The sequence below is a fragment of the Pseudomonas sp. GM_Psu_1 genome (assembly GCF_026544185.1).
Lineage (GTDB): Bacteria > Pseudomonadota > Gammaproteobacteria > Pseudomonadales > Pseudomonadaceae > Chryseomonas > Chryseomonas oryzihabitans.
In genome coordinates, this window is record NZ_JALNUX010000004.1 from 171286 (window position 1) to 197164 (window position 25879).

Annotated in this window: 21 protein-coding genes and 4 tRNA genes; 4 read left to right on the forward strand and 21 right to left on the reverse strand. The window is 62.2% G+C overall.

Going from position 1 to position 25879, the window contains the following annotated elements; translation table 11 throughout:
• Nucleotides 1–25: 25 nt before the first annotated feature.
• The 19 genes from fusA to OXS31_RS08365 form a co-directional block, all read right to left on the reverse strand.
• Nucleotides 26–2128 carry an elongation factor G gene (fusA, locus tag OXS31_RS08275; protein ID WP_027599186.1) on the reverse strand — a complete coding sequence of 701 codons (2103 nt, stop codon included), beginning with the start codon at nt 2126–2128 and terminating at the stop codon, nt 26–28.
• Between the two features lie 30 nt (nt 2129–2158).
• Nucleotides 2159–2632 carry a 30S ribosomal protein S7 gene (gene rpsG, locus OXS31_RS08280; protein ID WP_007163088.1) on the reverse strand — a complete coding sequence of 158 codons (474 nt, stop codon included), beginning with the start codon at nt 2630–2632 and terminating at the stop codon, nt 2159–2161.
• An 86-nt stretch (nt 2633–2718) separates the two neighbouring features.
• Nucleotides 2719–3090 (reverse strand): 30S ribosomal protein S12, encoded by a 372-nt coding sequence (rpsL, locus tag OXS31_RS08285; RefSeq protein ID WP_007163089.1) that lies wholly within the window; start codon nt 3088–3090, stop codon nt 2719–2721.
• A 165-nt stretch (nt 3091–3255) separates the two neighbouring features.
• Nucleotides 3256–7455 carry a DNA-directed RNA polymerase subunit beta' gene (rpoC, locus tag OXS31_RS08290; protein ID WP_017641871.1) on the reverse strand — a complete coding sequence of 1400 codons (4200 nt, stop codon included), beginning with the start codon at nt 7453–7455 and terminating at the stop codon, nt 3256–3258.
• Between the two features lie 62 nt (nt 7456–7517).
• A complete protein-coding gene (gene rpoB / locus OXS31_RS08295) occupies nt 7518–11591 on the reverse strand; it encodes a DNA-directed RNA polymerase subunit beta (RefSeq protein ID WP_027599187.1) in 4074 nt (1357 codons plus the stop codon).
• Between the two features lie 224 nt (nt 11592–11815).
• Entirely contained in the window at nt 11816–12184 is a 369-nt protein-coding gene (rplL, locus tag OXS31_RS08300) for a 50S ribosomal protein L7/L12 (protein WP_017641869.1), read from the reverse strand.
• A 79-nt stretch (nt 12185–12263) separates the two neighbouring features.
• Entirely contained in the window at nt 12264–12764 is a 501-nt protein-coding gene (gene rplJ / locus OXS31_RS08305) for a 50S ribosomal protein L10 (RefSeq protein WP_007163093.1), read from the reverse strand.
• 208 nt (nt 12765–12972) lie between these two features.
• On the reverse strand, nt 12973–13668 hold the full coding sequence (rplA, locus tag OXS31_RS08310) for a 50S ribosomal protein L1 (RefSeq protein WP_007163094.1): 696 nt from the start codon (nt 13666–13668) through the stop codon (nt 12973–12975).
• Nucleotides 13668–14099, reverse strand: a complete 432-nt coding sequence (gene rplK, locus OXS31_RS08315) for a 50S ribosomal protein L11 (RefSeq protein WP_007163095.1) — start codon at nt 14097–14099, stop codon at nt 13668–13670. Before rplK ends, rplA begins: the two co-directional genes overlap by 1 nt.
• Before the next feature lie 112 nt (nt 14100–14211).
• Complete coding sequence (gene nusG / locus OXS31_RS08320; protein ID WP_007163096.1) at nt 14212–14745, reverse strand: transcription termination/antitermination protein NusG; 534 nt, start codon at nt 14743–14745, stop codon at nt 14212–14214.
• 11 nt (nt 14746–14756) lie between these two features.
• Nucleotides 14757–15125: a preprotein translocase subunit SecE gene (gene secE, locus OXS31_RS08325; protein ID WP_027601417.1), complete on the reverse strand. Its 369-nt coding sequence runs from the start codon at nt 15123–15125 to the stop codon at nt 14757–14759.
• A gap of 35 nt (nt 15126–15160) precedes the next feature.
• A tRNA-Trp gene (locus OXS31_RS08330) sits at nt 15161–15236 on the reverse strand.
• Between the two features lie 54 nt (nt 15237–15290).
• Entirely contained in the window at nt 15291–16484 is a 1194-nt protein-coding gene (gene tuf, locus OXS31_RS08335) for an elongation factor Tu (protein ID WP_027603089.1), read from the reverse strand.
• A gap of 84 nt (nt 16485–16568) precedes the next feature.
• A tRNA-Thr gene (locus OXS31_RS08340) sits at nt 16569–16644 on the reverse strand.
• Between the two features lie 20 nt (nt 16645–16664).
• Nucleotides 16665–16738, reverse strand: a tRNA-Gly gene (locus OXS31_RS08345).
• 23 nt (nt 16739–16761) lie between these two features.
• Nucleotides 16762–16846: transfer RNA gene (locus OXS31_RS08350), tRNA-Tyr, on the reverse strand.
• A 220-nt stretch (nt 16847–17066) separates the two neighbouring features.
• A complete protein-coding gene (locus OXS31_RS08355; RefSeq protein WP_007161252.1) occupies nt 17067–18608 on the reverse strand; it encodes a phosphoenolpyruvate carboxykinase in 1542 nt (513 codons plus the stop codon).
• 104 nt (nt 18609–18712) lie between these two features.
• Nucleotides 18713–19606 carry an Hsp33 family molecular chaperone HslO gene (gene hslO / locus OXS31_RS08360; protein ID WP_007161253.1) on the reverse strand — a complete coding sequence of 298 codons (894 nt, stop codon included), beginning with the start codon at nt 19604–19606 and terminating at the stop codon, nt 18713–18715.
• A gap of 106 nt (nt 19607–19712) precedes the next feature.
• A complete protein-coding gene (locus OXS31_RS08365; protein WP_007161254.1) occupies nt 19713–20096 on the reverse strand; it encodes a S4 domain-containing protein in 384 nt (127 codons plus the stop codon).
• Nucleotides 20097–20214: 118 nt separating this feature from the next.
• Here OXS31_RS08365 and OXS31_RS08370 point away from each other — a divergent pair, with 118 nt between their 5' ends.
• The 3 genes from OXS31_RS08370 to rimK are packed head-to-tail and all read left to right on the forward strand — an operon-like array spanning nt 20215 to nt 22385.
• Complete coding sequence (locus OXS31_RS08370) at nt 20215–20991, forward strand: EAL domain-containing protein (RefSeq protein ID WP_027598256.1); 777 nt, start codon at nt 20215–20217, stop codon at nt 20989–20991.
• 15 nt (nt 20992–21006) lie between these two features.
• Nucleotides 21007–21483: an ATP-dependent zinc protease gene (locus tag OXS31_RS08375; protein ID WP_027598255.1), complete on the forward strand. Its 477-nt coding sequence runs from the start codon at nt 21007–21009 to the stop codon at nt 21481–21483.
• Nucleotides 21480–22385: a 30S ribosomal protein S6--L-glutamate ligase gene (gene rimK, locus OXS31_RS08380; protein WP_027598254.1), complete on the forward strand. Its 906-nt coding sequence runs from the start codon at nt 21480–21482 to the stop codon at nt 22383–22385. Before OXS31_RS08375 ends, rimK begins: the two co-directional genes overlap by 4 nt.
• Before the next feature lie 170 nt (nt 22386–22555).
• On the opposite strand, the gene OXS31_RS08385 is transcribed toward rimK, so the two are convergent.
• On the reverse strand, nt 22556–23875 hold the full coding sequence (locus OXS31_RS08385; RefSeq protein ID WP_027603085.1) for an ATP-binding protein: 1320 nt from the start codon (nt 23873–23875) through the stop codon (nt 22556–22558).
• Nucleotides 23876–24012: 137 nt separating this feature from the next.
• On the opposite strand from OXS31_RS08385, the gene OXS31_RS08390 reads away from it, so the two are divergent.
• Nucleotides 24013–24885 (forward strand): undecaprenyl-diphosphate phosphatase, encoded by an 873-nt coding sequence (locus OXS31_RS08390; RefSeq protein WP_267398673.1) that lies wholly within the window; start codon nt 24013–24015, stop codon nt 24883–24885.
• A 172-nt stretch (nt 24886–25057) separates the two neighbouring features.
• Here the strand turns inward: OXS31_RS08390 and ompR are convergent, their stop codons facing one another.
• Nucleotides 25058–25792 carry a two-component system response regulator OmpR gene (gene ompR, locus OXS31_RS08395; RefSeq protein WP_027598251.1) on the reverse strand — a complete coding sequence of 245 codons (735 nt, stop codon included), beginning with the start codon at nt 25790–25792 and terminating at the stop codon, nt 25058–25060.
• Nucleotides 25793–25879: the final 87 nt, after the last annotated feature.

Genomic DNA, 25879 nt, shown 5'->3' on the forward strand with positions numbered 1-25879 from the left:
ATAAAACCTCTAGTCAAAGCGCTGATTAAGCTTGTTTCTTGATGATGGCTTCGGCGATGTTCGACGGAGCTTCGGCGTACTTGGAGAACTCCATGGAGTAGCTTGCGCGACCCTGAGACATGGAGCGGACATCCGTAGCGTAGCCAAACATCTCGCCCAGCGGAACCTCGGCACGGATGACCTTGCCGGTCACGGTGTCTTCCATACCCTGGATCAGGCCACGACGACGGTTCAGGTCGCCCATGACGTCGCCCATGTAGTCTTCCGGGGTCACGACCTCGACCTTCATGATCGGCTCGAGCAGCACGGCACCACCCTTCTGGGTGAGCTGCTTGGTCGCCATGGAGGCAGCGATCTTGAACGCCATCTCGTTGGAGTCGACGTCGTGGTAGGAACCGTCGAACACAGCGGCCTTCAGGCCAAGCAGCGGATAGCCGGCAACGATACCGTTCTTCATCTGCTCTTCGATGCCCTTCTGGATCGCCGGGATGTATTCCTTCGGAATCACACCGCCCACGACTTCGCTGACGAACTCCAGACCTTCCTGACCTTCGTCGGCCGGTGCGAAGCGAATCCAGCAGTGACCGAACTGGCCACGACCACCCGACTGACGAACGAACTTGCCTTCGATCTCGCAGGTGTTGCGGATGGTTTCGCGGTAGGCGACCTGAGGCTTACCGATGTTCGCTTCCACGCCGAATTCGCGCTTCATGCGGTCCACCAGGATGTCCAGGTGCAGCTCGCCCATGCCGGAGATGATGGTCTGACCGGACTCTTCGTCGGTCTTGACGCGGAACGAGGGGTCTTCCTGGGCCAGCTTGCCCAGTGCGATGCCCATCTTTTCCTGGTCGGCCTTGGTCTTCGGCTCGACGGCGACCGAGATCACCGGCTCCGGGAAGTCCATGCGCTCGAGGATGATCGGCTTTTCGATCGAGCACAGGGTGTCACCGGTGGTGACGTCCTTCATGCCGATCAGTGCGGCGATGTCGCCAGCGCGAACTTCCTTGATCTCTTCACGGGTGTTGGCGTGCATCTGCACCATACGGCCGACGCGCTCCTTCTTGCCCTTCACCGAGTTGATGACGGAGTCACCGGAGCTCAGTACACCCGAGTAGACGCGGGCGAAGGTCAGGGTACCCACGAAGGGGTCGGTAGCGATCTTGAACGCCAGAGCCGAGAAGGGCTCGTTGTCGTCTGCATGACGCTCGTCGGTGATTTCCTCGTTGTCCGGGTTGGTACCCTTGATCGCGGGAATCTCGATGGGCGCCGGCAGGAAGTCGATCACGGCGTCCAGAACCAGGGGCACGCCCTTGTTCTTGAAGGACGAACCGCAGACGGCCGGGACGATTTCGCAGGCGATGGTACGCTGACGCAGGCCGGCCTTGATCTCGTCGATCGACAGCTCGCCCTCTTCCAGGTACTTGTTCATCAGCTCTTCGTTGGCTTCGGCAGCAGCCTCGACCATGTTGGAGCGCCACTGCTCGGCATCGGCCAGCATGCCCGCAGGAATCTCTTCCTCGCGATAGGTCATGCCCTGGTCGTCATCGTTCCAGAAGATGGCCTTCATCTTCAGCAGGTCGATCTGGCCCTGGAAGTTCTCTTCCGCGCCAATGGCCAGCTGAACCGGGACCGGAGTGTGGCCCAGGCGCTTCTTGATCTGCTCGACGACGCGCAGGAAGTTGGCGCCGGCACGGTCCATCTTGTTGACGTAGACGATGCGCGGTACGCCGTACTTGTTGGCCTGACGCCATACGGTTTCGGACTGAGGCTCGACACCGGAGGTGCCGCAGAACACCACGACCGCACCGTCCAGCACGCGCAGGGAACGCTCCACCTCAATGGTGAAGTCCACGTGGCCGGGGGTATCGATGATGTTTACGCGGTACTTGTCGTACTGCTTGGTCGAACCGGACCAGAACGCGGTGGTGGCAGCGGAGGTGATGGTGATACCACGCTCCTGCTCCTGCACCATCCAGTCCATGGTCGCAGCGCCGTCGTGAACCTCACCCATTTTGTGGTTCACGCCGGTGTAGAACAGAATCCGCTCGGTAGTAGTCGTCTTACCTGCGTCCACGTGGGCGCAGATACCGATGTTCCGATAGCGGTTAATAGCGGTTGTACGAGCCATAAGGTCCTCGCTTGATTGGAAGCGCTAGGCTTAGAAGCGGTAGTGCGAGAAGGCCTTGTTGGCTTCTGCCATGCGATGCACGTCTTCGCGCTTCTTGACTGCGGCACCCTTGCCTTCAAAAGCGTCCATGAGTTCACCCGCCAGGCGCAGAGCCATGGACTTCTCACCACGCTTGCGCGCGGAGTCCACCAGCCAGCGCATGGCCAGGGCATTACGACGGGAAGGACGAACCTCAACCGGCACCTGGTAGGTAGCACCGCCGACACGGCGGGACTTCACTTCGACCAGCGGAGCGATGGCGTCGAGCGCTTTTTCGAAAACTTCCAGGGGTTCGGCATTCTTGGAACGCTCTTTGACCTTGTCCAGAGCACCATAAACGATACGCTCGGCAACGGCTTTCTTGCCGCTCTCCATCACGTGGTTCATGAACTTGGCCAGGATCTGGCTTCCGTATTTCGGATCGTCAAGTATTTCGCGCTTGGCCGCTACACGACGTCTTGGCATTGATAAGCCCTCAAAACGGTCTTCAGGTTAGCTCGGGACTCGTTGCCCGACCTTACTCTTATCGACTCGAACAAAAAGAAAGGTGGTTACTTCGGACGCTTGGTGCCGTACTTGGAACGGCCCTGCTTGCGGTCCTTCACACCGGTGGTGTCCAGCGAGCCGCGCACGGTGTGATAACGCACACCCGGCAGATCCTTGACCCGGCCACCGCGGATCAGCACGACGCTGTGTTCCTGCAGGTTGTGACCTTCACCGCCGATGTAGGAGGTGACTTCGAAGCCGTTGGTCAGACGCACACGGCAGACCTTCCGCAGTGCGGAGTTGGGCTTCTTGGGAGTGGTGGTGTACACGCGGGTGCACACGCCACGACGTTGCGGGCAGTTTTGCAGCGCAGGTACGTCGGATTTCTCGACGATACGCTTGCGTGCACTACGCACCAGCTGGTTGATAGTTGCCATCTATAGCTCCACTGATTGTCTTGCGACATAAACGAAATAGCAGAACGTCAGTCCTGCCCATTTTCGGGGAACGAAAGTCTAAAGAGCTTCGGCGTTCCAGTCAAGACAAAGCCCCCGGACGCCTGGGGCGCCGGGGGCTTTGTCAAGCGAGACCTGCTACCGAACTCAGCTGGCGCTGGAGTTCAGCGCTTCGGTCAGGGCGGCTTCGGCCTCGCTGGCGCTCACGCGCTGCGGCTTGCCGAGTTCGCGCTGGCGCTTGCGCTCGCTGTGGTAGGCCAGACCGGTACCGGCCGGGATCAGACGACCCACCACCACGTTTTCCTTCAGGCCGCGCAGGAAGTCGCGCTTGCCGGTCACGGCGGCCTCGGTCAGGACACGGGTGGTCTCCTGGAAGGAAGCAGCCGAGATGAAGGACTCGGTGGACAGCGAAGCCTTGGTGATACCCAGCAGCACGCGCTCGTACTTGGCGACGAAGCGATCATTGCCGACCAGCTGCTCGTTCTCTTCCAGGACGTGGGTCAGTTCGACCTGATCGCCCTTGATGAAGCTCGAGTCGCCGGTATCGCTCACCTCGACCTTGCGCAGCATCTGTCGCAGGATGGTCTCGATGTGCTTGTCGTTGATCTTCACGCCCTGCAGGCGGTACACGTCCTGGATCTCGTTGACGATGTACTTGGCCAGCGCGCTGACACCCAGCAGACGCAGGATGTCGTGCGGGTTGCTCGGACCGTCGGAGATGACTTCGCCGCGGCTTACCTGTTCGCCTTCGAAGACGTTCAGGTGGCGCCACTTCGGAATCAGCTCCTCGTAGGGATCGGTGCCGTCGGTCGGGGTGATGACCAGACGACGCTTGCCCTTGGTTTCCTTGCCGAAGGAGATGGTACCGCTGATCTCCGCCAGGATTGCCGGCTCCTTCGGACGACGCGCTTCGAAGAGGTCGGCCACGCGGGGCAGACCACCGGTGATGTCGCGGGTCTTGGAGGTTTCCTGGGGGATACGGGCGATAACGTCACCCACATGCACCTTGGCACCGTCGCTCAGGTTGACCAGCGCGTTCGGCGGCAGGAAGTACTGGGCCGGTACGTCGGTACCCGGCAGCAGCAGGTCCTTGCCGTTGGCGTCGATCAGCTTGACCGCCGGACGGATGTCCTTGCCGGAAGTCGGGCGATCCTTGGCGTCGAGCACCTCGATGTTGGTCAGACCGGTCAGTTCGTCGGTCTGGCGCTTGATGGTGATGCCCTCCTCCATGCCGACGAAGGCCACGGTACCGTCCATCTCGGTGACGATGGGGTGGGTGTGCGGGTCCCACTTGGCGACGATGGCGCCAGCGTCGACCTTGTCGCCTTCCTTGACCGAGATCACCGCACCGTAGGGCAGCTTGTAGCGCTCGCGCTCACGACCGAAATCGTCGGCGATCGCCAGCTCACCGGAACGGGACACGGCAACCAGGGCGCCATCGGCACGTTCGACGTGCTTCAGGTTGTGCAGGCGGATGGCACCGCCGTTCTTGACCTGGACGCTGTCGGCCGCGGAGGTCCGGCTGGCCGCACCACCGATGTGGAAGGTACGCATGGTCAGCTGGGTACCCGGCTCACCGATGGACTGGGCGGCGATGACGCCGACCGCTTCACCGATGTTGACCTGGTGACCACGGGCCAGATCGCGACCGTAGCACTTGGCGCAGATGCCATGACGGGTTTCGCAGGTGATCGGCGAACGCACCACGACTTCGTCGACGCTGTTGAGTTCGAGGAACTCGACCCAGCGCTCGTCGACCAGGGTGCCGGCCGGCACGATGATCTCTTCGGTACCCGGCTTGGGCACGTCGCGGGCGATGACCCGACCCAAAACGCGCTCACCCAGGGGCTCGACCACGTCGCCGCCTTCGATGTGCGGGGTCATGATCAGGCCGCGCTCGGTACCGCAGTCGACCTCGGTCACCACCAGATCCTGGGCCACGTCGACGAGACGACGGGTCAGGTAACCGGAGTTCGCGGTCTTCAGAGCGGTATCCGCCAGACCCTTACGGGCACCGTGGGTGGAGATGAAGTACTGGAGTACGTTCAGGCCTTCACGGAAGTTGGCGGTGATGGGCGTCTCGATGATGGAGCCGTCCGGCTTGGCCATCAGGCCACGCATGCCGGCGAGCTGACGAATCTGGGCCGCGGAACCCCGGGCGCCGGAATCGGCCATCATGTACATGGAGTTGAAGGACTCCTGGTCGACTTCCTTGCCCTCGCGGTCGATGACCTTCTCTTTCGAGAGGTTGGTCATCATCGCCTTGGACACTTCGTCGTTGGCCTTCGACCAGAGGTCGATCACCTTGTTGTACTTCTCGCCCTGGGTCACCAGGCCGGAGGCGTACTGGCTCTCGATCTCCTTTACCTCGGCGGTGGCGGCATCGATGATGCGGGCCTTCTCGTCCGGGATGACGAAGTCGTTGACGCCGATGGAGACGCCGGACAGGGTCGAATAGGCGAAACCGGTGTACATCAGCTGGTCGGCGAAGATGACGGTGTCCTTCAGACCCACCACGCGGTAGCAGTGGTTGATCAGCTTGGAGATGGCCTTCTTCTTCATCGACTGGTTAACCACGTCGTACGGCAGACCGGCGGGCACGACCTGGAACAGCAGCGCGCGGCCGACGGTGGTGTCGACGATGCGGGTGTTCTTGGTCAGGCTGCCGTCCTTGTGACGGATGGTCTCGTTGATGCGCACCTTGACCTTGGCGTGCAGCGCGGCTTCGCCGGCACGGAAGACGCGATCGACTTCCTGCAGGTCGGCGAACACGCGGCCTTCGCCCTTGGCGTTGATGGCTTCACGGGTCATGTAGTACAGACCCAGAACCACGTCCTGCGACGGCACGATGATCGGCTCGCCGTTGGCGGGCGACAGGATGTTGTTGGTCGACATCATCAGGGCGCGCGCTTCCAGCTGGGCTTCCAGCGTCAGCGGCACGTGCACGGCCATCTGGTCACCGTCGAAGTCGGCGTTGTACGCGGCGCAGACCAGCGGGTGCAGCTGGATCGCCTTGCCTTCGATGAGGACTGGCTCGAACGCCTGGATGCCCAGACGGTGCAGGGTCGGGGCGCGGTTGAGCAGCACGGGGTGTTCGCGGATGACTTCGGCGAGAACGTCCCAGACCTCGGGCAGTTCGCGCTCGACCATCTTCTTGGCGGCCTTGATGGTGGTCGCCATGCCACGGGCTTCCAGCTTGCCGAAGATGAACGGCTTGAACAGCTCCAGGGCCATCTTCTTGGGCAGACCGCACTGGTGCAGACGCAGGGTCGGGCCCACAGTGATAACGGAACGACCCGAGTAGTCGACGCGCTTGCCCAGCAGGTTCTGACGGAAACGACCCTGCTTGCCCTTGATCATGTCAGCCAGGGACTTCAGCGGGCGCTTGTTCGAACCGGTGATGGCACGACCGCGACGGCCGTTATCCAGCAGGGCGTCAACAGCTTCCTGCAGCATGCGCTTCTCGTTGCGCACGATGATGTCGGGCGCAGCCAGGTCGAGCAGCCGCTTGAGGCGGTTGTTCCGGTTGATGACGCGACGATAGAGATCGTTCAGGTCGGAGGTCGCGAAGCGGCCGCCATCCAGCGGCACCAGCGGACGCAGGTCCGGCGGCAGCACGGGCAGCACGGTCATGACCATCCACTCCGGCTTGTTGCCGGATCCCTGGAAGGCTTCCATCAGCTTCAGGCGCTTGGACAGCTTCTTGATCTTGGTCTCGGAGTTGGTCTGCGGAATCTCTTCGCGCAGGCGGCCGATCTCGTGCTCCAGATCAATGGCGCCGAGCAGTTGGAACACGGCTTCCGCACCCATGCGGGCATCGAAGTCGTCGCCGAACTCTTCCAGGGCCTCGAAGTACTGTTCGTCGTTGAGCAGCTGGTACTTCTCGAGGGTGGTCATGCCCGGGTCGATCACCACGTAGCTCTCGAAATAGAGCACGCGCTCGATGTCACGCAGGGTCATGTCCAGCAGTAGGCCGATACGGGACGGCAGCGACTTCAGGAACCAGATGTGGGCTACGGGCGAAGCCAGTTCGATGTGGCCCATGCGCTCGCGGCGCACCTTGGCCAGGGCGACTTCCACGCCGCACTTCTCGCAGATCACGCCGCGGTGCTTGAGGCGCTTGTACTTTCCGCACAGGCACTCGTAGTCCTTGACCGGGCCAAAGATCTTGGCGCAGAACAGACCATCGCGCTCGGGCTTGAAGGTACGGTAGTTGATGGTCTCCGGCTTCTTCACTTCACCGAACGACCAGGAACGAATCATCTCGGGCGAGGCCAGACCGATACGGATGGCATCGAACTCTTCGAGTTGACCCTGGTTTTTCAACAGATTGAGCAAGTCTTTCAAGGCCTTTCCTCCTCACGGACCGGAGACGACCGCCGCGCGGTCGTCTCCTCTAGGGTCTCGTGTTATTCGGTTTCCAGTTCGATATCGATGCCGAGCGAGCGGATTTCCTTGATCAGTACGTTGAAGGACTCGGGCATGCCGGCCTCCATGCGGTGATCCCCGTCCACGATGTTCTTGTACATCTTGGTCCGGCCGTTCACATCGTCCGACTTCACCGTCAGCATTTCCTGCAGGGTGTAAGCCGCGCCATAGGCCTCCAGTGCCCAGACCTCCATCTCCCCGAAACGCTGACCACCGAACTGCGCCTTACCACCCAGCGGCTGCTGGGTAACCAGGCTGTAGGAGCCGGTGGAACGGGCGTGCATCTTGTCGTCCACCAGGTGGTTCAGCTTGAGCATGTACATGTAGCCAACGGTGGTGGTGCGCTCGAAGGCGTTGCCGGTGCGACCGTCATACAGACGCATCTGGCCGCTCTCGGGCAGATCGGCCAGCTTCAGCATAGCCTTGATCTCGCGCTCCTTGGCACCGTCGAATACCGGCGTGGCCATGGGAACACCGCCACGCAGGTTCTTCGCCAGGTCGAGGATTTCCTGATCGCTCAGGTCGTCCAGCTTCTCCTGACGGCCACCGATCTCGTTGTAGATCTCGTGCAGGAAGCCACGCAGTTCGGCAACCTTGCGCTGCTCTTCGATCATCACGTTGATCTTCTCGCCCAGGCCTTTGGCCGCGAGGCCCAGGTGGGTTTCGAGGATCTGACCGACGTTCATCCGCGAAGGTACGCCCAGCGGGTTCAGCACGATGTCCACCGGCGTGCCGTTGGCGTCGTAGGGCATGTCTTCGACCGGCATGATCACCGAGACCACACCCTTGTTACCGTGGCGACCGGCCATCTTGTCGCCCGGCTGGATGCGGCGCTTGATGGCGAGGTAGACCTTGACGATCTTCAGTACGCCCGGAGCCAGGTCATCGCCCTGCTGCAGCTTGCGCTTCTTGTCTTCGAACTTGTCGTCCAGCAGCTGGCGACGGTCGGACAGGTAGGCCTGGGCCTTTTCCAGCTGCTCGTTGTGAGCATCTTCCGCCATGCGCAGCTTGAACCACTGGCCGCGCTCGAGGCCGTTCAGGTACTCGTCGGTGATGACGGCACCCTTCTTGACCGCCGGACCGCCTTCGGCGACCTGACCGACCAGAGCCTGACGCAGACGCTCGAAGGTCGCGCCTTCGACGATGCGGAACTCTTCGTTCAGATCCTTGCGGATCTCGTCGAGCTGGGACTTCTCGATGGCCAGGGCGCGGGAGTCGCGCTCGACGCCGTCACGGGTGAAGACCTGGACGTCGATGACGGTACCCTTGGTGCCGGTGGGCACGCGCAGGGAGGTGTCCTTAACATCGCTGGCCTTCTCGCCGAAGATGGCGCGCAGCAGCTTCTCTTCCGGGGTCAGCTGGGTTTCGCCCTTGGGCGTGACCTTGCCGACCAGGATGTCACCGGCACCGACTTCGGCGCCGACGTAGACGATACCGGCCTCGTCCAGCTTGTTCAGCGCAGCCTCACCCACGTTCGGGATGTCAGAGGTGATCTCCTCCGGGCCGAGCTTGGTGTCACGGGCCACACAGGTCAGTTCCTGGATGTGGATAGTGGTGAAGCGGTCTTCCTGGACCACGCGCTCCGACAGACAGATGGAGTCTTCGAAGTTGAAGCCGTTCCAGGGCATGAAGGCTACGCGCATGTTCTGACCCAGTGCCAGCTCGCCCATATCGGTCGAGGGGCCATCGGCTAGGATGTCGAACTTGGCCACCTGATCACCCTTGCTCACCAGCGGACGCTGGTTGATGCAGGTGTTCTGGTTGGAACGGGTGTACTTGGTCAGGTTGTAGATGTCGACGCCGGCTTCACCGGTCTCGACTTCGTCATCGTTGACCCGCACCACGATACGGCTGGCATCGACGGAGTCGATCACGCCACCCCGACGGGCCACGACGCAGACGCCGGAGTCACGGGCGACGTTGCGCTCCATGCCGGTACCCACCAGCGGCTTGTCCGAACGCAGGGTCGGTACGGCCTGACGCTGCATGTTCGAACCCATCAACGCGCGGTTGGCGTCGTCGTGCTCGAGGAACGGAATCAGCGAGGCGGCGACGGAGACGACCTGCTTGGGCGAAACGTCCATCAGGGTGACGTCTTCGGGCGCCTTGACGGTGAATTCGTTCAGGTGACGCACGGCCACCAGTTCGTCGATCAGCCGGTTGTTCTCGTCCAGCCCGGCGGAGGCCTGGGCGATCACGTGGTTGGCTTCTTCGATGGCCGACAGGAAGACGATCTCGTCAGTGGCTACGCCGTCCTTGACCATGCGGTACGGGCTTTCGAGGAAGCCGTACTGGTTGGTGCGGGCATAGGCAGCCAGGGAGTTGATCAGGCCGATGTTCGGACCTTCCGGCGTTTCGATCGGGCAGACCCGTCCGTAGTGCGTCGGGTGTACGTCACGGACTTCGAAGCCGGCGCGCTCACGGGTCAGACCGCCCGGGCCGAGTGCGGAGACACGGCGCTTGTGGGTGATCTCCGACAGCGGGTTGTTCTGGTCCATGAACTGGGACAGCTGGCTGGAACCGAAGAATTCCTTGATCGCGGCGGCCACCGGCTTGGCGTTGATCAGGTCTTGCGGCATCAGGCCTTCGCTTTCGGCCATGGACAGGCGTTCCTTGACGGCACGCTCTACCCGCACCAGGCCCACGCGGAACTGGTTCTCGGCCATTTCACCGACGCAACGGACGCGACGGTTGCCCAGGTGGTCGATGTCGTCGACGATGCCCTTGCCGTTACGGATGTCGACCAGGGTCTTGAGCACGTCGACGATGTCTTCGCGGCTCAGGACGCCCGAGCCTTCGATGGCGTCGCGACCGATACGGCGGTTGAACTTCATGCGGCCGACGGCGGACAGGTCGTAACGCTCGGCGCTGAAGAACAGGTTGTTGAACAGGGTCTCGGCAGCTTCCTTGGTCGGCGGCTCGCCAGGACGCATCATCCGATAGATCTCGACCAGGGCTTCCAGCTGGTTGCCGGTGGAATCGATCTTCAGGGTATCGGAGATGAACGGACCACAGTCGATGTCGTTGGTGTACAGCGTCTCGAGCCGTACGACATTGGCCTTGGCCATCTTGGCCAGCATGTCCAGGGTCAGCTCGGTGTTGCACTCGGCGATGATCTCGCCGGTGGACGGGTGCACGATGGCCTTGGCAGTGGTACGGCCAATGACGTAATCGAAGGGCACTTCCAGCTCGGTGATGCCGGACTTCTCCAGCTGGTTGATGTGGCGAGCGGTCACGCGACGGCCCTGCTCCACGATCACCTTGCCGGTTTCGTCCTTGATGTCGAAGCTGGCGATGTCACCACGCAGGCGCTGGGGCACCAGTTCCAGATTCAGGGTCTCGCCCTTGATGTGGAAGACGTTGGTGTCATAGAAGGCATCCAGCACTTCTTCGGTGCTGTAGCCGAGCGCGCGCAGCAGTACCGAGGCCGGCAGCTTGCGGCGACGGTCGATACGCACGAACACGGCGTCCTTGGGGTCGAACTCGAAGTCCAGCCAGGAGCCGCGGTAGGGAATGATGCGCGCCGAGTACAGCAGCTTGCCCGAGCTGTGGGTCTTGCCGCGGTCGTGATCGAAGAACACGCCCGGGCTGCGGTGCAGCTGGGACACGATGACACGCTCGGTACCGTTGATGATGAAGGTACCGTTCTCGGTCATCAGGGGGATTTCCCCCATGTAGACTTCCTGCTCCTTGATGTCCTTGATCGCCTTGTTCGACGACTCGCGGTCGAAAATGATCAGACGAACCTTGACCCGCAGCGGGACGGCGAAGGTCACGCCGCGCAGGACGCATTCCTTCACATCGAAAGCCGGCTCGCCCAGGCGATAGCCGACGTATTCCAGGGCCGCATTGCCGGAATAGCTGATAATCGGGAAAACGGACTTGAAGGCCGCATGCAGGCCGATATCGCGGAACTGGTCTTTGCCTGCGCCCGCCTGCAGGAATTCGCGGTACGAATCCAGTTGGATAGCCAGCAAATAGGGCACGTCCATGACGTGCGGCAACTTGCTAAAGTCCTTGCGGATACGTTTTTTCTCAGTGTATGAGTAAGCCATCAGCGTTCCCCAGCTTGGTCACCAGCTTGTTTGGCCTCTCCGACGGGAGCAGCCGGAAAATCGTGCAAACCCTTGGTTTGCCGCACCCCGAGAGCGAGGTGGATACAGCGCGTTTTGCCAGGCGGATATGCTCGCCCTGCACAAAACGGCAAAAGGCCGGTGGCGTTCGCCACCAGCCATCAGCCGAACGTGAGACGTTCTGGCTGTAGACGCAAGAACCGAACTTACTTGAGCTCGACCTTGGCGCCTGCTTCTTCCAGAGACTTCTTGGCAGCCTCGGCTTCCTCTTTGGAAACGCCTTCCTTGACCACGCCCGGGGCGCCGTCAACGACAGCCTTGGCTTCTTTCAGGCCCAGACCGGTCAGTTCACGAACGACCTTGATGACGTTCACTTTCTTGTCGCCGGCTTCGGTCAACATGATGGTGAATTCGGTCTGCTCTTCGACGACGGCAGCGGCAGCAGCCGGGCCAGCGGCAACGGCGGCAGCGGCGGTCACGCCGAACTTCTCTTCCATCGCCTTGATCAGTTCCACCACTTGCATGACGGACATTTCGGATACGGCGTTGATGATGTCTTCGTTGGTCAGAGCCATGACTCTATATTCCTATAACAGGGTGCGGCTTCAGGCCGCAAATAATAAGAAAGACTTGCAGGAAACGCAGCACGCCTGATCAGGCGGCGGCAGCTTCCTTTTGGTCGCGAATGGCGGCGAGGGTACGAGCCAGCTTGCTGGTAGCGCCCTGGATGACGCTCATCAGCTGGGACACAGCTTCGTCGTAGGTCGGCAGCGATGCCAGTACGTCGATCTGGTTAGCCGGAATGAGCTTGCCTTCGAACGCGGCGGCCTTGATCTCGAACTTGTCCTGACCCTTGGCGAAATCCTTGAAGATACGGGCGGCAGCGCCCGGATGCTCCTGGGAGAACGCGATCAGGGTCGGGCCCTTGAAGGTGTCGTTGAGGACGTCGAAAGACGTACCTTCAACGGCACGACGCAGCAGGGTGTTACGTACGACACGTACATAGACACCGGCCGCGCGGGCCTCTTTACGGAGTCCGGTCATGGCACCCACAGTCACGCCACGGGCATCGGCCACGACAGCGGACAGGGCACCTTGGGCAGCCTCGTTGACTTCAGCGACGATAGCCTTCTTGTCTTCGAGTTTGATTGCCACGGGTTTAACTCCTGGATGTTACCGTTTCGCCCGATGGACTGGGCGGCGTTTTGGTGTCTGACTCGGTAACCGAATCGGGAGCACCATCTGCGTAGGCTAGGGTTTCCCCGGTTTAAGACCTGCGTCCCCTACGGTCTTGGACAGCCCCCGCCAGGCAGGGACCCCAATCTTGGCGCCATGCCCGAGGGCACGGCGACTTGCAACTTGCTTAGGCTTCCAGGGAAGCCTGGTCGATCTGCAGACCCGGGCCCATGGTGGAGCTCAGGGTGATGCGCTTGACGTAGATGCCCTTGGAGGTCGAGGGCTTCAGGCGCTTCAGGTCGGCCAGCAGAGCTTCAACGTTCTGCTTCAGCTTCACGGGCTCGAAATCGATCTTGCCAACGGAAGCGTGGATGATGCCGTTCTTGTCGGTACGGAAGCGCACCTGACCAGCCTTGGCATTCTTGACGGCGGTAGCGACGTCCGGGGTCACGGTGCCAACCTTGGGGTTGGGCATCAGACCGCGCGGGCCGAGCAGCTGACCCAGCTGGCCAACAACACGCATGGCGTCCGGCGAGGCGATGACGACGTCGTAGTTCAGGTCGCCGGCCTTCATTTCGGCAGCCAGTTCGTCCATGCCGACTTTCTCGGCACCAGCGGCCAGTGCAGCTTCGGCATTGGCACCCTGGGTGAACACGGCAACGCGAACCGACTTGCCGGTGCCGTTGGGCAGCACGGTGGCGCCACGGACGACCTGGTCGGATTTACGCGGATCCACGCCCAGGTTCACGGAGACGTCGATGGACTCCTTGAACTTGATGGTGGACAGCTCGGCCAGCAGGGCTGCAGCTTCTTCGAAGCCGTACTGCTTGCCAGCCTGGATTTTTTCGGCGATAGCCTTTTGACGCTTAGTGAGCTTGGCCATTACACGCCCTCCACATTCAGACCCATGCTACGAGCGGAACCGGCGATGGTACGCACGGCGGCGTCCATATCGGCGGCGGTGAGATCGGCATTCTTGGTCTTGGCGATCTCTTCCAGCTGGGCGCGGGTGACGGTACCGACCTTCTGGCTGTTGGGACGAGCGGAACCGCTCTGAATGCCAGCAGCCTTCTTGAGCAGCACGGAAGCCGGGGTGCTCTTGATTTCGAAGGTGAAGCTGCGGTCGCTGTACACGGTGATGATCACCGGGGTGGGCAGACCGGGCTCCATGCCCTGGGTGCGGGCGTTGAACGCCTTGCAGAATTCCATGATGTTGACGCCGTGCTGACCCAGCGCCGGACCGACCGGCGGGCTCGGGTTGGCTTGAGCGGCCTTAACCTGCAGCTTGATGTAAGCCTGAATCTTCTTAGCCATGTGCTACTCCAATGATGGGTTCAACGCCCCGCGGGGCTCCCCAATTACTTGCTATATCCCAGTGACGACAAAACCCCGCAGCCTGGGCTACGGGGCGAGGGATGCGGACAACCTAGACCTTTTCGACCTGGCTGAACTCGAGCTCCACAGGGGTCGACCGACCAAAGATCAGTACCGCCACGTGGATGCGGCTCTTCTCGTAATTCACTTCTTCGACGACGCCATTGAAGTCGGCGAACGGACCATCTACCACTCGAACCGTCTCGCCAGCCTCGAACAGGGTCTTCGGCTTGGGCTTGTCGCTGCTGTCGGAGACACGACGCAGGATGGCATCTGCTTCACGATCAGTGATGGGTGCAGGCTTGTCGGCAGTACCGCCGATGAAGCCCATGACCCGAGGGGTATCCTTGACCAGGTGCCAGGTCCCTTCGTTCATTTCCATCTGCACCAGGACGTAGCCCGGGAAAAACTTACGCTCGCTCTTGCGCTTCTGGCCATTGCGCATTTCCACCACTTCTTCGGTGGGCACGAGAATATCGCCGAACTGGTCTTCCATTTCGTGCAGCTTGACGCGCTCGATCAACGAACGCATGACATGCTTCTCGTAACCCGAGTAGGCATGCACGACGTACCAACGCTTAGCCACGGCGAACCCTTTCAACCAACAATCGTGGAAACCAGCCAACCGAGCAGGGAGTCGAGCCCCCACAACAACAAAGCCATCACGAGCACCACTGCAACCACGATCAGCGTGGTCTGAGTGGTCTCTTGCCGGGTAGGCCAGACAACCTTGCGAATCTCGGTACGGGCGTCTTTCAGCAAGCCAAAGAAGGCCTGCCCCTTGGCGGTCTGCAGGGCAACAAAGGCAGCAATGGCTGCCAGCACCAACAGACCTACCACTCGATACAGGATGGACTGAGCAGCGAAGTAGTGGTTGGCAACAACACCGACCGCTACCAGAACGACAACCACCAGCCACTTCAGCGCATCGAAGCGCGACTCTTTGGCTTCCGCCTTGATGCTCATTGCATGAATCCTGTAAGGAGTGCCAGATGGGAATCTGGCAGGCCAGGAGGGAATCGAACCCCCAACCTGCGGTTTTGGAGACCGCCGCTCTGCCAATTGAGCTACTGGCCTGTAACTTGAATCAGGCCGACCATTATGCCGGCCTGACAGTCCAAGATCAATCGATTACTCGATGATCTTGGCAACCACGCCGGCGCCGACGGTACGACCGCCTTCACGGATGGCGAAACGCAGACCATCTTCCATCGCGATCGGAGCGATCAGGGTGACAACCATCTTGATGTTGTCGCCCGGCATCACCATCTCGACGCCTTCCGGCAGTTCGCAGTTACCGGTCACGTCGGTGGTGCGGAAGTAGAACTGCGGACGGTAGCCCTTGAAGAACGGGGTGTGACGACCACCTTCTTCCTTGGACAGCACGTACACTTCGCACTCGAACTTGGTGTGCGGCTTGATGGTGTTCGGCTTGGCCAGAACCTGGCCACGCTCCACGTCTTCACGCTTGGTGCCACGCAGCAGCACGCCGACGTTCTCGCCAGCACGGCCTTCGTCCAGCAGCTTGCGGAACATTTCAACGCCGGTGCAGGTGGTCTTGACGGTGGCCTTGATGCCCACGATCTCGACTTCTTCCTGGACCTTGACGATGCCACGCTCGACACGACCGGTTACCACGGTGCCGCGACCGGAGATCGAGAACACGTCTTCGATCGGCATCAGGAACGGCTTGTCGATGGCGCGCTCGGGCTCGGGGATGTAGGAGTCCAGGGTCTCGACCAGCTTGCGCACGGCGGAAACGCCCATCTCGTTGTCATCCTGACCGTTCAGAGCCATCAGCGCGGAGCCGATGACGATCGGAGTGTCGTCGCCCGGGAAGTCGTAGGTGTTCAGCAGATCGCGAACTTCCATTTCGACCAGTTCCAGCAGCTCGGCGTCGTCAACCATGTCGGCCTTGTTCAGGAACACGACGATGTAGGGAACGCCTACCTGACGGGACAGCAGGATGTGCTCGCGGGTCTGCGGCATGGGGCCGTCAGCAGCCGAGCAAACCAGGATCGCGCCGTCCATCTGGGCAGCACCGGTGATCATGTTCTTCACGTAGTCGGCGTGGCCGGGGCAGTCGACGTGCGCGTAGTGACGGATCGCCGAGTCGTACTCAACGTGGGAGGTGTTGATGGTGATACCGCGAGCCTTTTCTTCCGGCGCGTTATCGATCTGGTCGAAACCACGAGCGGAACCGCCCCAGGTGTCGGCACAGACTTTGGTCAGCGCTGCGGTCAGAGTGGTCTTGCCATGGTCAACGTGACCGATGGTGCCCACGTTCAGGTGCGGCTTGTTACGTTCAAACTTTTCTTTAGCCATCGACACTCTCTCCCTTCACGAATTGAGCAAAGCAATGCCGCCATTAAAACAAAGGCAGATATTTTCATATCTGCCTTTTTAAGATGGAGCTCATGAGCGGATTTGAACCGCTGACCTCACCCTTACCAAGGGTGTGCTCTACCAACTGAGCTACATGAGCGAAACATTTGCCAGTCAAACTGGAGCGGGTAGCGGGAATCGAACCCGCATCATCAGCTTGGAAGGCTGAGGTTCTACCACTGAACTATACCCGCAGAGCCTAAACGCTCTAGCAATCTGGTGGAGGGGGAAGGATTCGAACCTTCGAAGTCTGCGACGTCAGATTTACAGTCTGATCCCTTTGGCCACTCGGGAACCCCTCCAAAGTGAGGCGGCATTTTCTTCATCTGCCCTCCTCTTGTCAAGGATCTTTTTAAAATCTCCTTAACAATCAGTGCTTTCGCCTCGCTCGCTAGCGTTATCAGCGAAAGCGGGCGCAGTTTATGCAACCACGGCGGAGTGCGCAACCCCAAAACGAAAAAAAAGCTTAAAAAACAAAGGCCGCCCTAGCGGCGGCCTTTGTTTGCAGACGGCGACCTCCTGTTACAGCTGGGGACCGGCCGCCACGATGCCTTCGGAGACGCCGGAGAACTTCTTGAAATTCTCGACGAACTTGCCGGCCAGCTCCCGAGCAGCGGCGTCATAGGCGGCGCCATCCTGCCAGGTGTCGCGCGGATTGAGCAGGACGCTGTCCACGCCCGGCACGGCGACCGGGACGTCGAGATTGATGACCGGCACATGGCGAGTCTCGGCACCGATGAGGGCACCGCTCTGAATGGCCGCGATCACCGCGCGAGTGGTGGGGATGTTGAAGCGCTTGCCCACGCCGTAGCCACCACCGGTCCAGCCTGTGTTGACCAGGTACACCTTGGAGCCGAAGCCCTGGATGCGCTTAATCAGCAGATCGGCGTATTCGGCCGCCGGGCGCGGGAAGAAGGGCGCACCGAAGCAGGTGGAGAAGGTCGACTTGATGCCGGGACCGGAACCCATCTCGGTCGAGCCGACCAGGGCGGTGTAGCCGGACAGGAAGTGATAGGCCGCCTGCTCATTATTAAGGATGGAAACCGGGGGCAGGACGCCAGTGAGGTCGCAGGTCAGGAAGATGACCGCATTGGGCTCGCCACCCAGGTTGTGCTCGGCGCGCTTGTCGATCAGCTCGCGCGGATAGGCCGCCCGGCTGTTCTGGGTCAGGCTGTCGTCGGCATAGTTGGGCTGACGGGTCTGGGGATCCAGGACCACGTTCTCCAGCACGGCGCCGAACTGGATGGCCTTCCAGATCACCGGCTCGTTCTTCTCGGACAGGTCGATGCACTTGGCGTAGCAGCCACCTTCCATGTTGAAGACCGTGCCCACGCCCCAGCCGTGCTCGTCGTCACCGATGAGGTAGCGGCTCTGGTCGGCGGACAGGGTCGTCTTGCCGGTGCCGGAGAGGCCGAAGAACAGGGTGACATCCCCCTCCTCGCCCACGTTGGCGGCGCAGTGCATCGGCAGCACATCCTTTTCCGGCAGCAGGAAGTTCTGCACCGAGAACATGGCCTTCTTCATTTCGCCGGCGTAGCGCATGCCGGCGATCAGCACCTTGCGGGCCGCGAAGTTGATGATGACGGTGCCGTCGGAATTGGTGCCGTCACGCTCGGGCTCGCAGACGAACTCGGGCGCATTGAGGATCTCCCAGGCCGGCTTGGACTGGGGATTGTATTCGGCCGGATTGATGAACAGGCAGCGGCCGAACAGGTTGTGCCAGGCGGTCTGGGTGCGCATGACGACGGGCAGGTAGTGCTCGACATCGGCGCCTACATGGACGTGGGAGACGAATTGATCACGCTCGTCCAGGTAGGCGCTGACGCGCTCCCACAGCGGGGCGAACTTCTCCTCCGGGAAAGGCCGGTTGATCGGCCCCCAGTGGATGGCGTCGCGCGTGGAGGCTTCCTCGACGATAAAGCGATCTACCGGCGAACGCCCCGTGCGATGCCCCGTCTTGACGACCAGCGAGCCATTGGCGGCCAGCTCTCCTTCGCCACGTCGCAGGGACTCTTCCACTAACTGCGCGACGCTGATATCGGTATACACGTTGGCTTTCGTCATTTCGTTCCCCATGGCCCTGGGCCGTTCCTCATGCTTGTAGCTCTTACACGGCAGAACTACACGTTGCGGGATTATGCCAGAAAGCCTTCGGGCTTTTGCAACGGCTAGTGCCGGGTATTTCCTGGGGTTTGCGTGCCGCCGCCCGCAAAAATCTGCGCGATATCGGCGGCGTCGAAGACCTGCTGCTCATTGCAAAACTGACAATCGACCCGAATTTGTCCGTCCTGTTCATCGAGCAGACTCTCGACGTCCGGCTGCCCCATGCTGATCAGGGCATTGGCCGCCCGATCGCGGGAGCAGCTGCAGCTGAAGGCCACCGGTTGCTCGTCGAACAGACGCACCGTTTCCTCGTGGAACAGGCGATGCAGGATCACCTCGTTATCGAGGCCCAGCAGTTCTTCGGCGGTGAGGGTATCAGCCAGGGTGACGACGTGCTCCCAGCTGTCCTGGCGGGCCTGGGCATCCTTGATACGCGACGGCGGCAGCTGCTGGAGCAGCAGGCCACGGGCGCGGCGACCGTCGGCGTTCAGCCAGAAGCGGGTGGGCAACTGCTCGGAGGTGGCGAAGTAGCCGGACAGGCATTCGGCCAGGTTCGCGCCCTCGAGCGGGACGATGCCCTGGTAACGCTGACCGTGGCGGGGATCGATGGTCAGGGCCAGGACGCCATCAGGCATGAGCTCACCCAAAGAGGCGGACGCGGTGATCTCGCTTTCTTCGTAGCGGGCGATGCCGCGCACCTCGCGCTCGCTGGAGCACTCGACCATGAGCAGCGGGATTGGCCCGCTGGAACGCGCCTGCAGCACGAGCAGCCCTTCGAACTTGAGGGTTCCGCACAGCAACGCGGCCGCCGCCAGCATCTCGCCCAGCAATTGGGCGACGGGCTCCGGGTATGCGTGCTTGGCGAGGACCTCGACATAGCTGCGATCCAAGGTGGCCAGTTCGCCGCGGACATCGGTTTCGTCGAACAGGAAGCGCTGGGTGAAATCGTGGGAAGTCATGAACTACCTATATAAGGAAGGAGACCGCGAAGCCTGAAGCTGCGGGACACGCCAGGGCCGCCGAGCGGCCCTGGCCATTGAGAGGATCCGGCGAGTCGCGACGGGATCAGTCGTCGAACGGATGGACGTACTCGCGGAACTGGTGGATCTGGCGCCGCTGCTTCTTGGTGGGGCGGCCGTCGGTCTGCAGGCCGAGGTTGCCCGCCTTGCGCGCCGCAGCGGCCTGTTCGCGCGCCTTGAGGCTTTCCGGCGTCTCGGTATAGAGCTGCTGGGCCTCGGGCGCACCACGGCGGTTCTGCGACAGGGCGACGATCACCACGGTCTTCTCGTCATAGCCCTGACGGATGGTGAGGACATCGCCGACACGCGGCTCCTTGCTGGGCTTGCAGCGTTCGCCACGGCACTGGACCTTGCCGCCTTCGAGGGCCGCCTTAGCCAGCGCGCGGGTCTTGAAAAAACGTGCAGCCCAGAGCCATTTATCAAGGCGCATCCGTTCTTCAGTGTGATCTACTGCATACATCGAATAAAAGGTCCCCTATTGGGTCTTAGACTCTTCTCAAGAACTCTAAACCATCGGACCGACGCTGCAAGCGCGCCTCTGGAGAGCCATGACCACATTCTTTCCTTCCGACCTGACCGGTCAGACCCGCTGCGCGGGGTGCCAGCAGTCGGAACCCCTGGGCTTCGACTTCGACTTTGCCTATCAGCCCATCGTGGATCTGGACAGAGGCGCGGTCTTCGCCCGGGAAGCGCTGGTGCGCGGACCAGGCGGCGAAGGCGCACTGTCGGTGCTCAATCAGGTGACCGACAGCAACCGCTATAGATTCGACCAGCTCTGCCGCACCAAGGCCATCGCCACCGCGGCGGCCCTGGGCATGCAGGAGAGTCTCTCGATCAACTTTCTGCCCAACGCCGTCTATCGTCCGGAATTGTGTATCCGCAGCACCCTGGCCGCCGCGCGCGAGCATGGCTTTCCCCTGGAGCGCCTGATCTTCGAGACGGTGGAAACCGAGCACGTGGCCAGCAACCACCTGACGCACATCCTGCGCGAATATCAGCAATTCGGCTTCAAGACCGCCATCGATGACTTTGGCGCCGGTCATTCCGGCCTGACCCTGCTGGCCGAATTCCAGCCGGACCTGGTCAAGCTCGACATGGCGCTCATCCGCGGCATCGACCAGGATCAGGTGCGACGGACCATCGTGCGCAACCTCATCGTCATGTGCCGCGAACTGGGTACCCAGGTGATCGCCGAAGGCGTGGAGACCGTCGCCGAACGCGATTGCCTGCGGGACCTCGGGATCGAGCTGATGCAGGGCTATCTGTTCGCCAAACCAGCCTTCAAGCAGCTCGTTGATCCGCAACATTTAGGCGGAGGCCACTGATTTCAAGGAGCAGCGATGAGCAATTCCGCCGAACCGGTCATTATCGGCCTGAGTGAGTGGGTGGCCCTGCCCGATCTGGGCGTGGTCGGGCTGAGAGCCAAGATCGACACCGGCGCCAGTACCTCGGCGCTGCATGCGACAGAAGTCCAGCCGTTCATGCGTGGCAAGGAGCGCTGGGTGAGATTCACCGTGCACCTGGGCACCCTGGTCCAGTCCCGGCACCGCCATTGCGAAGCACCGCTGGTGGCGAAAAAGACCATCCGCAGCTCCAATGGCATCGCCCAGACCCGTTACGTCATCCGTACCCTGCTGGCCCTGGGCGAGTGCCAGTGGCCGGTGGAATTCACCCTGGCCTGCCGCAAGAGCATGCGCTATCGCATGCTGCTCGGCTCCAAGGCGTTGATCGATGGTGGCTTGCTGGTGAATCCGGCCGTCTCCTATGCGCAAGACAAACCCCAGTTGTCCCTTACTCCGGCCTCCGGTGCCCCATGAAAATCGCCGTTCTCTCGCGTAACCCCAACCTGTATTCCACCCGGCGCCTGGTCGAAGCCGGCGTCAGCCGCGGCCATGAGGTGGTCGTGGTCGACACCCTGCGCGCGTACATGAACATCGCCAGCCACAAGCCGCAGATCCATTACCGTGGCAAACCGCTGGAAGGCTTCGATGCGGTCATCCCGCGCATCGGCGCCTCGGTGACCTTCTATGGCTGCGCGGTGCTGCGCCAATTCGAGATGCAGGGCGTCTTTCCGCTCAACGAGAGCGTGGCCATCAGCCGTTCGCGCGACAAGCTGCGCTCCCTGCAACTGCTCTCGCGCAAGGGCATCGGCCTGCCGGTCACCGGCTTCGCCCACTCGCCGGACGACGTGCCGGACCTGATCCAGATGGTCAACGGCGCCCCACTGGTGATCAAGGTGCTGGAAGGCACCCAGGGCATCGGCGTGGTGCTGTGCGAAACCGAGAAGGCGGCCGAGTCGGTGATCGAGGCCTTCATGGGGCTCAAGCAGAACATCATGGTGCAGGAATACATCCGCGAAGCGGGCGGTGCGGACATCCGCTGCTTCGTGGTCGGCGACAAGGTGATCGCGGCGATGAAGCGCCAGGCGGCGCCCGGGGAATTCCGCTCGAATCTGCATCGTGGCGGCACCGCCAGCCTGATCAAGATCACCCCCGAGGAACGCATGACCGCCCTGCGTGCGGCCCGGGCCATGGGCCTGAGCGTGGCCGGGGTGGACATCCTCAGATCCAACCACGGCCCGCTGGTGATGGAGGTCAACTCCTCGCCCGGCCTGGAAGGCATCGAGCAGACCACCGGCAAGGACGTGGCCGGGATCATCATCGAATACCTGGAAAAGAACGCCGAGCCGGGGCTGACACGGACCAAGGGCAAGGGCTGAGGCCGTGGTTTGGGAGGTTGGGCTGCGCTGGCGTCTGGCCCAACCTCCCTATCTCCTGATAGATCGCGCGCGAGCCCGATGTCGAGGCCATTTCGCTATGTCACAGCATCGCGGCCATGGCGGTCCGCCGATGCGGCCGCTCCTACAAAGTGCAGAAGCAGCGTTCGGCGTCAGCTGGCGCTGCGGGGCAGCAGCAGGCCCAGGGGCAGCAGTACCCGGGCTTCCACCCCGCCACCTTCGCGATTGCGCAGCTCGGCACTGCCGCCGTGCTGCGCGGCAATGCGCTTGACGATGGCCAGGCCCAGCCCGGAACCGCTGACGGTGCGGGCGCGATTGCCGCGGGTGAAGGGATTGAAGATGTCCTGCAGGTCCTTGGGATCGATGCCGGGACCGCGATCCATCACGCTCAGGGCGACATAGGGCGCCGTGGCGGAGCCCGCGACCTGTCCGACCACCTCGATACCGCCACCGCCGCCATGGCGCAGGGCGTTTTCCACCAGGTTGGTCAGCAGCCGCTTGAAGGAGATGCGCCGCACCGGCAGCGGCGGCAGCACGTCCAGCATCAGCCGTACCCGCTCCGTCTCCTGGTTGTAGGGCGCCACCACCTGGCGGGCCAGTTCGTTGAGGTTGGTGAGCTCCTGGGGTTCGTCCCGCCCATCGCGCACGAAAGCGAGGAACTGGTCGAGGATGGCGTTCATGTCCTCGATGTCGCGGATCATGTCCTCGGCTTCTTCGCGCTCCGCCGGCGGCATCAGTTCCACCGCCAGACGCAGGCGGGTCAGGGGCGTGCGCAGGTCGTGGGAGACCCCGGCCAGCATCAGTTCGCGTTCGCGGCCGGCCTGCTCGACGTCTTCGGCCATCTGGTTGAAGGCGTGGTAGACATCCTGGATCTCGCTCGGGGCATCGGTCTCCGGCAGCCGCACGCTACGGCCCTTGCCCAGCTCGCGCGCGGCGTTCACCAGGCGCCGCAAGGGCTGGTTGAGCTGCCGCACGAAGACCCAGGCGGCACCCACGGACAGCAGGCCGATGGCGAAAAACCAGCCGAGCACGCTCCAGATGTGCTGGCCACGCAGCGGATGGGCCATCAGCGGAATCTTGATCCAGTCCGGTCCCAGGCTCGGCGCCAGCACCCAGAGCGCCGGACCGTGCTGGACCCGCACCCGCACCTCGGTCTCCTCGCCCAGTTCCTGTTTCATCTGGCGCTCGAAGATCTCGCTGTAGGGCCAGTGGTATTCCCCGGCCGGCACGGTTTCCGGTGATTCGTAGCGCAGACCGGCGGCCTGGGCGATGCGCGGTCGCTCGGACTCCGGGGTGGCCCAGTAGGCCTTGAGCGTCAGGGCCGCGCCATGGCTGTACTGGCGATCGACCAGGACGTCCTCATTGAGCAGCAGATAGACCAGGGTCAGTGCCTTGGAAAACAGCACCGCGAGCAGGACCATCCACAGCGAGCGGGCGAAGAAACTCTGGGGAAACCAGCTGGGCGCCTTCATCGGTCCGGATTTCCGCGCAAAACGGCGCGAAAGCCATCACAACCTCTGGGATTGCAGGGTCCAGATAGGCCACCGGACGCGGACACATTCGGATACATTTGCTCGTCCATTTCTTCCCTTCAACCTGGAGTTCTCTCGTGTCCGACATCTGCCAGACCGGCCTGGACATCGGCTTCGCCTCGCTCAGCTACGCGCAGATCGCCTTTCTCGGCGTGGTGCAGGGTATCACCGAGCTGCTTCCCATTTCGTCCACGGCACACATGCGGGTGGTACCCGCCCTGCTCGGCTGGCGCGACCCCGGCTCGGCCTTTTCCGCCGCCATGCAGATGGCGGCGCTGGCCGCGGTGATCAGCTATTTCTGGCGCGATGTGAGTGGCGTGACCCGCGGCAGCCTGGCCGCGGTGCGCCAGCGCGACTTCGACAGCCCGGACTTCCTGCTGGCGGTGATGATCGTGCTGGCGACCATTCCCATCTGCATCGCCGGTCTGCTGCTGGCGCCCCTGCTCAACGCCTGCGACTCGCCGCTGCGCGGCATCAGCGTCATCGGCTACGCCTGCCTGGCCATGGCCGCGCTGCTGGCGCTGGCGGAGCGGATCTGCCGGCACAACAGGGACATCTCGCAAATGCGGCTGCGCGATGCGCTGATCGTGGGGATCGCCCAGGTCGGAGCGCTGATTCCGGGCGTGTCCCGCTCGGGCTCGACCCTGACCGCCGCCATGTTCCTCAATCTGCGTCGCGAAGAAGCCGCACGCTTCTCCTTCCTGCTGGGTCTGCCGGCCATCGCCCTGGCCGGACTCAAGGAGCTGGTGGTGCTCTGGCACGCGCACATCCCGGCCGAAGCCTGGTCGCTGCTGCTGGTGGGATTGCTGGTGGCGAGCCTGTCGGCCTTTGCCGCGATCTGGGGCCTGATGCGCTTTCTGGAGCGCTTCTCGACCTGGCCCTTCATCATCTATCGCGCGCTGCTGGGGATTTTCCTGCTGGTCGGCGTGCATCAGGGGCTGTTCGCCTGAGCCTATTCAAAGTCAGCTGCGCGTCGGCCAAACAGCGTTGAAAAGACCTTCGGAATGCTCATTTACGCCTTGTAAACTCCGCTTCCTCAGGTCTTTTCGCCTCGTTTGACTCTAGCTCGCAAGACTTTGAACACGCTCTGTATCGTCGACACCTAAGTGTGGCGGTGAGAGCTTATTTGCCGGCGCCGTCCGGTACGAAGACGTAGCCCACGCCCCAGACGGTCTGGATATAGCGCGGCTTGGACGGATCGGGTTCGATCATCCGGCGCAGGCGCGAGATCTGCACATCGATGGAGCGCTCCAGGGCGTCCCATTCGCGACCGCGGGCCAGGTTCATCAGCTTGTCGCGGGTCAGCGGCTCGCGGGCGTGGTCGACCAGTGCCTTGAGCACGGCGAATTCGCCGGTGGTAAGCATGTGGGTCTCTTCGCCGCGCTTGAGTTCGCGGGTGGCCAGGTGCAGGGCGTAGTCGCCAAAGGTCACCACCTCGTCGGTCCCGGCGGGGGCGCCGGGCACCACCGGCGCCTGACGGCGTAGCACGGCCTTGATGCGAGCCACCAGCTCCAGCGGATTGAAGGGCTTGGCCAGATAGTCGTCAGCGCCCTGGTCGAGGCCCTGGATGCGGCTGCCTTCGTCGCCCTTGGCGGTCAGCATGATGATGGGGATGCGGTTGCCGCTCTCGCGCAACCGGCCGCAGGCGGACAGGCCGTCTTCGCCGGGCATCATCAGGTCCAGCACGACCAGGTTGAAGACCTCGCGCGCCAGCAGGCGGTCCATCTGTTCGGCGCTCTCGACGGTGCGCACGCGATAACCCTGCTCGGCCAGAAAACGCTCCAAGAGGCGACGCAACCGGGCGTCGTCGTCGACGACCAGGATCTTTTCACCTTCCGGGGCAACGGGGGTGCTCATAATATCTCCTTGTGATCTAGCACTGGATTATGCCGTAGGCCATCCGACCGCGGCATTGGGCCATTGTTAGCAGATTTTGCCCACTCC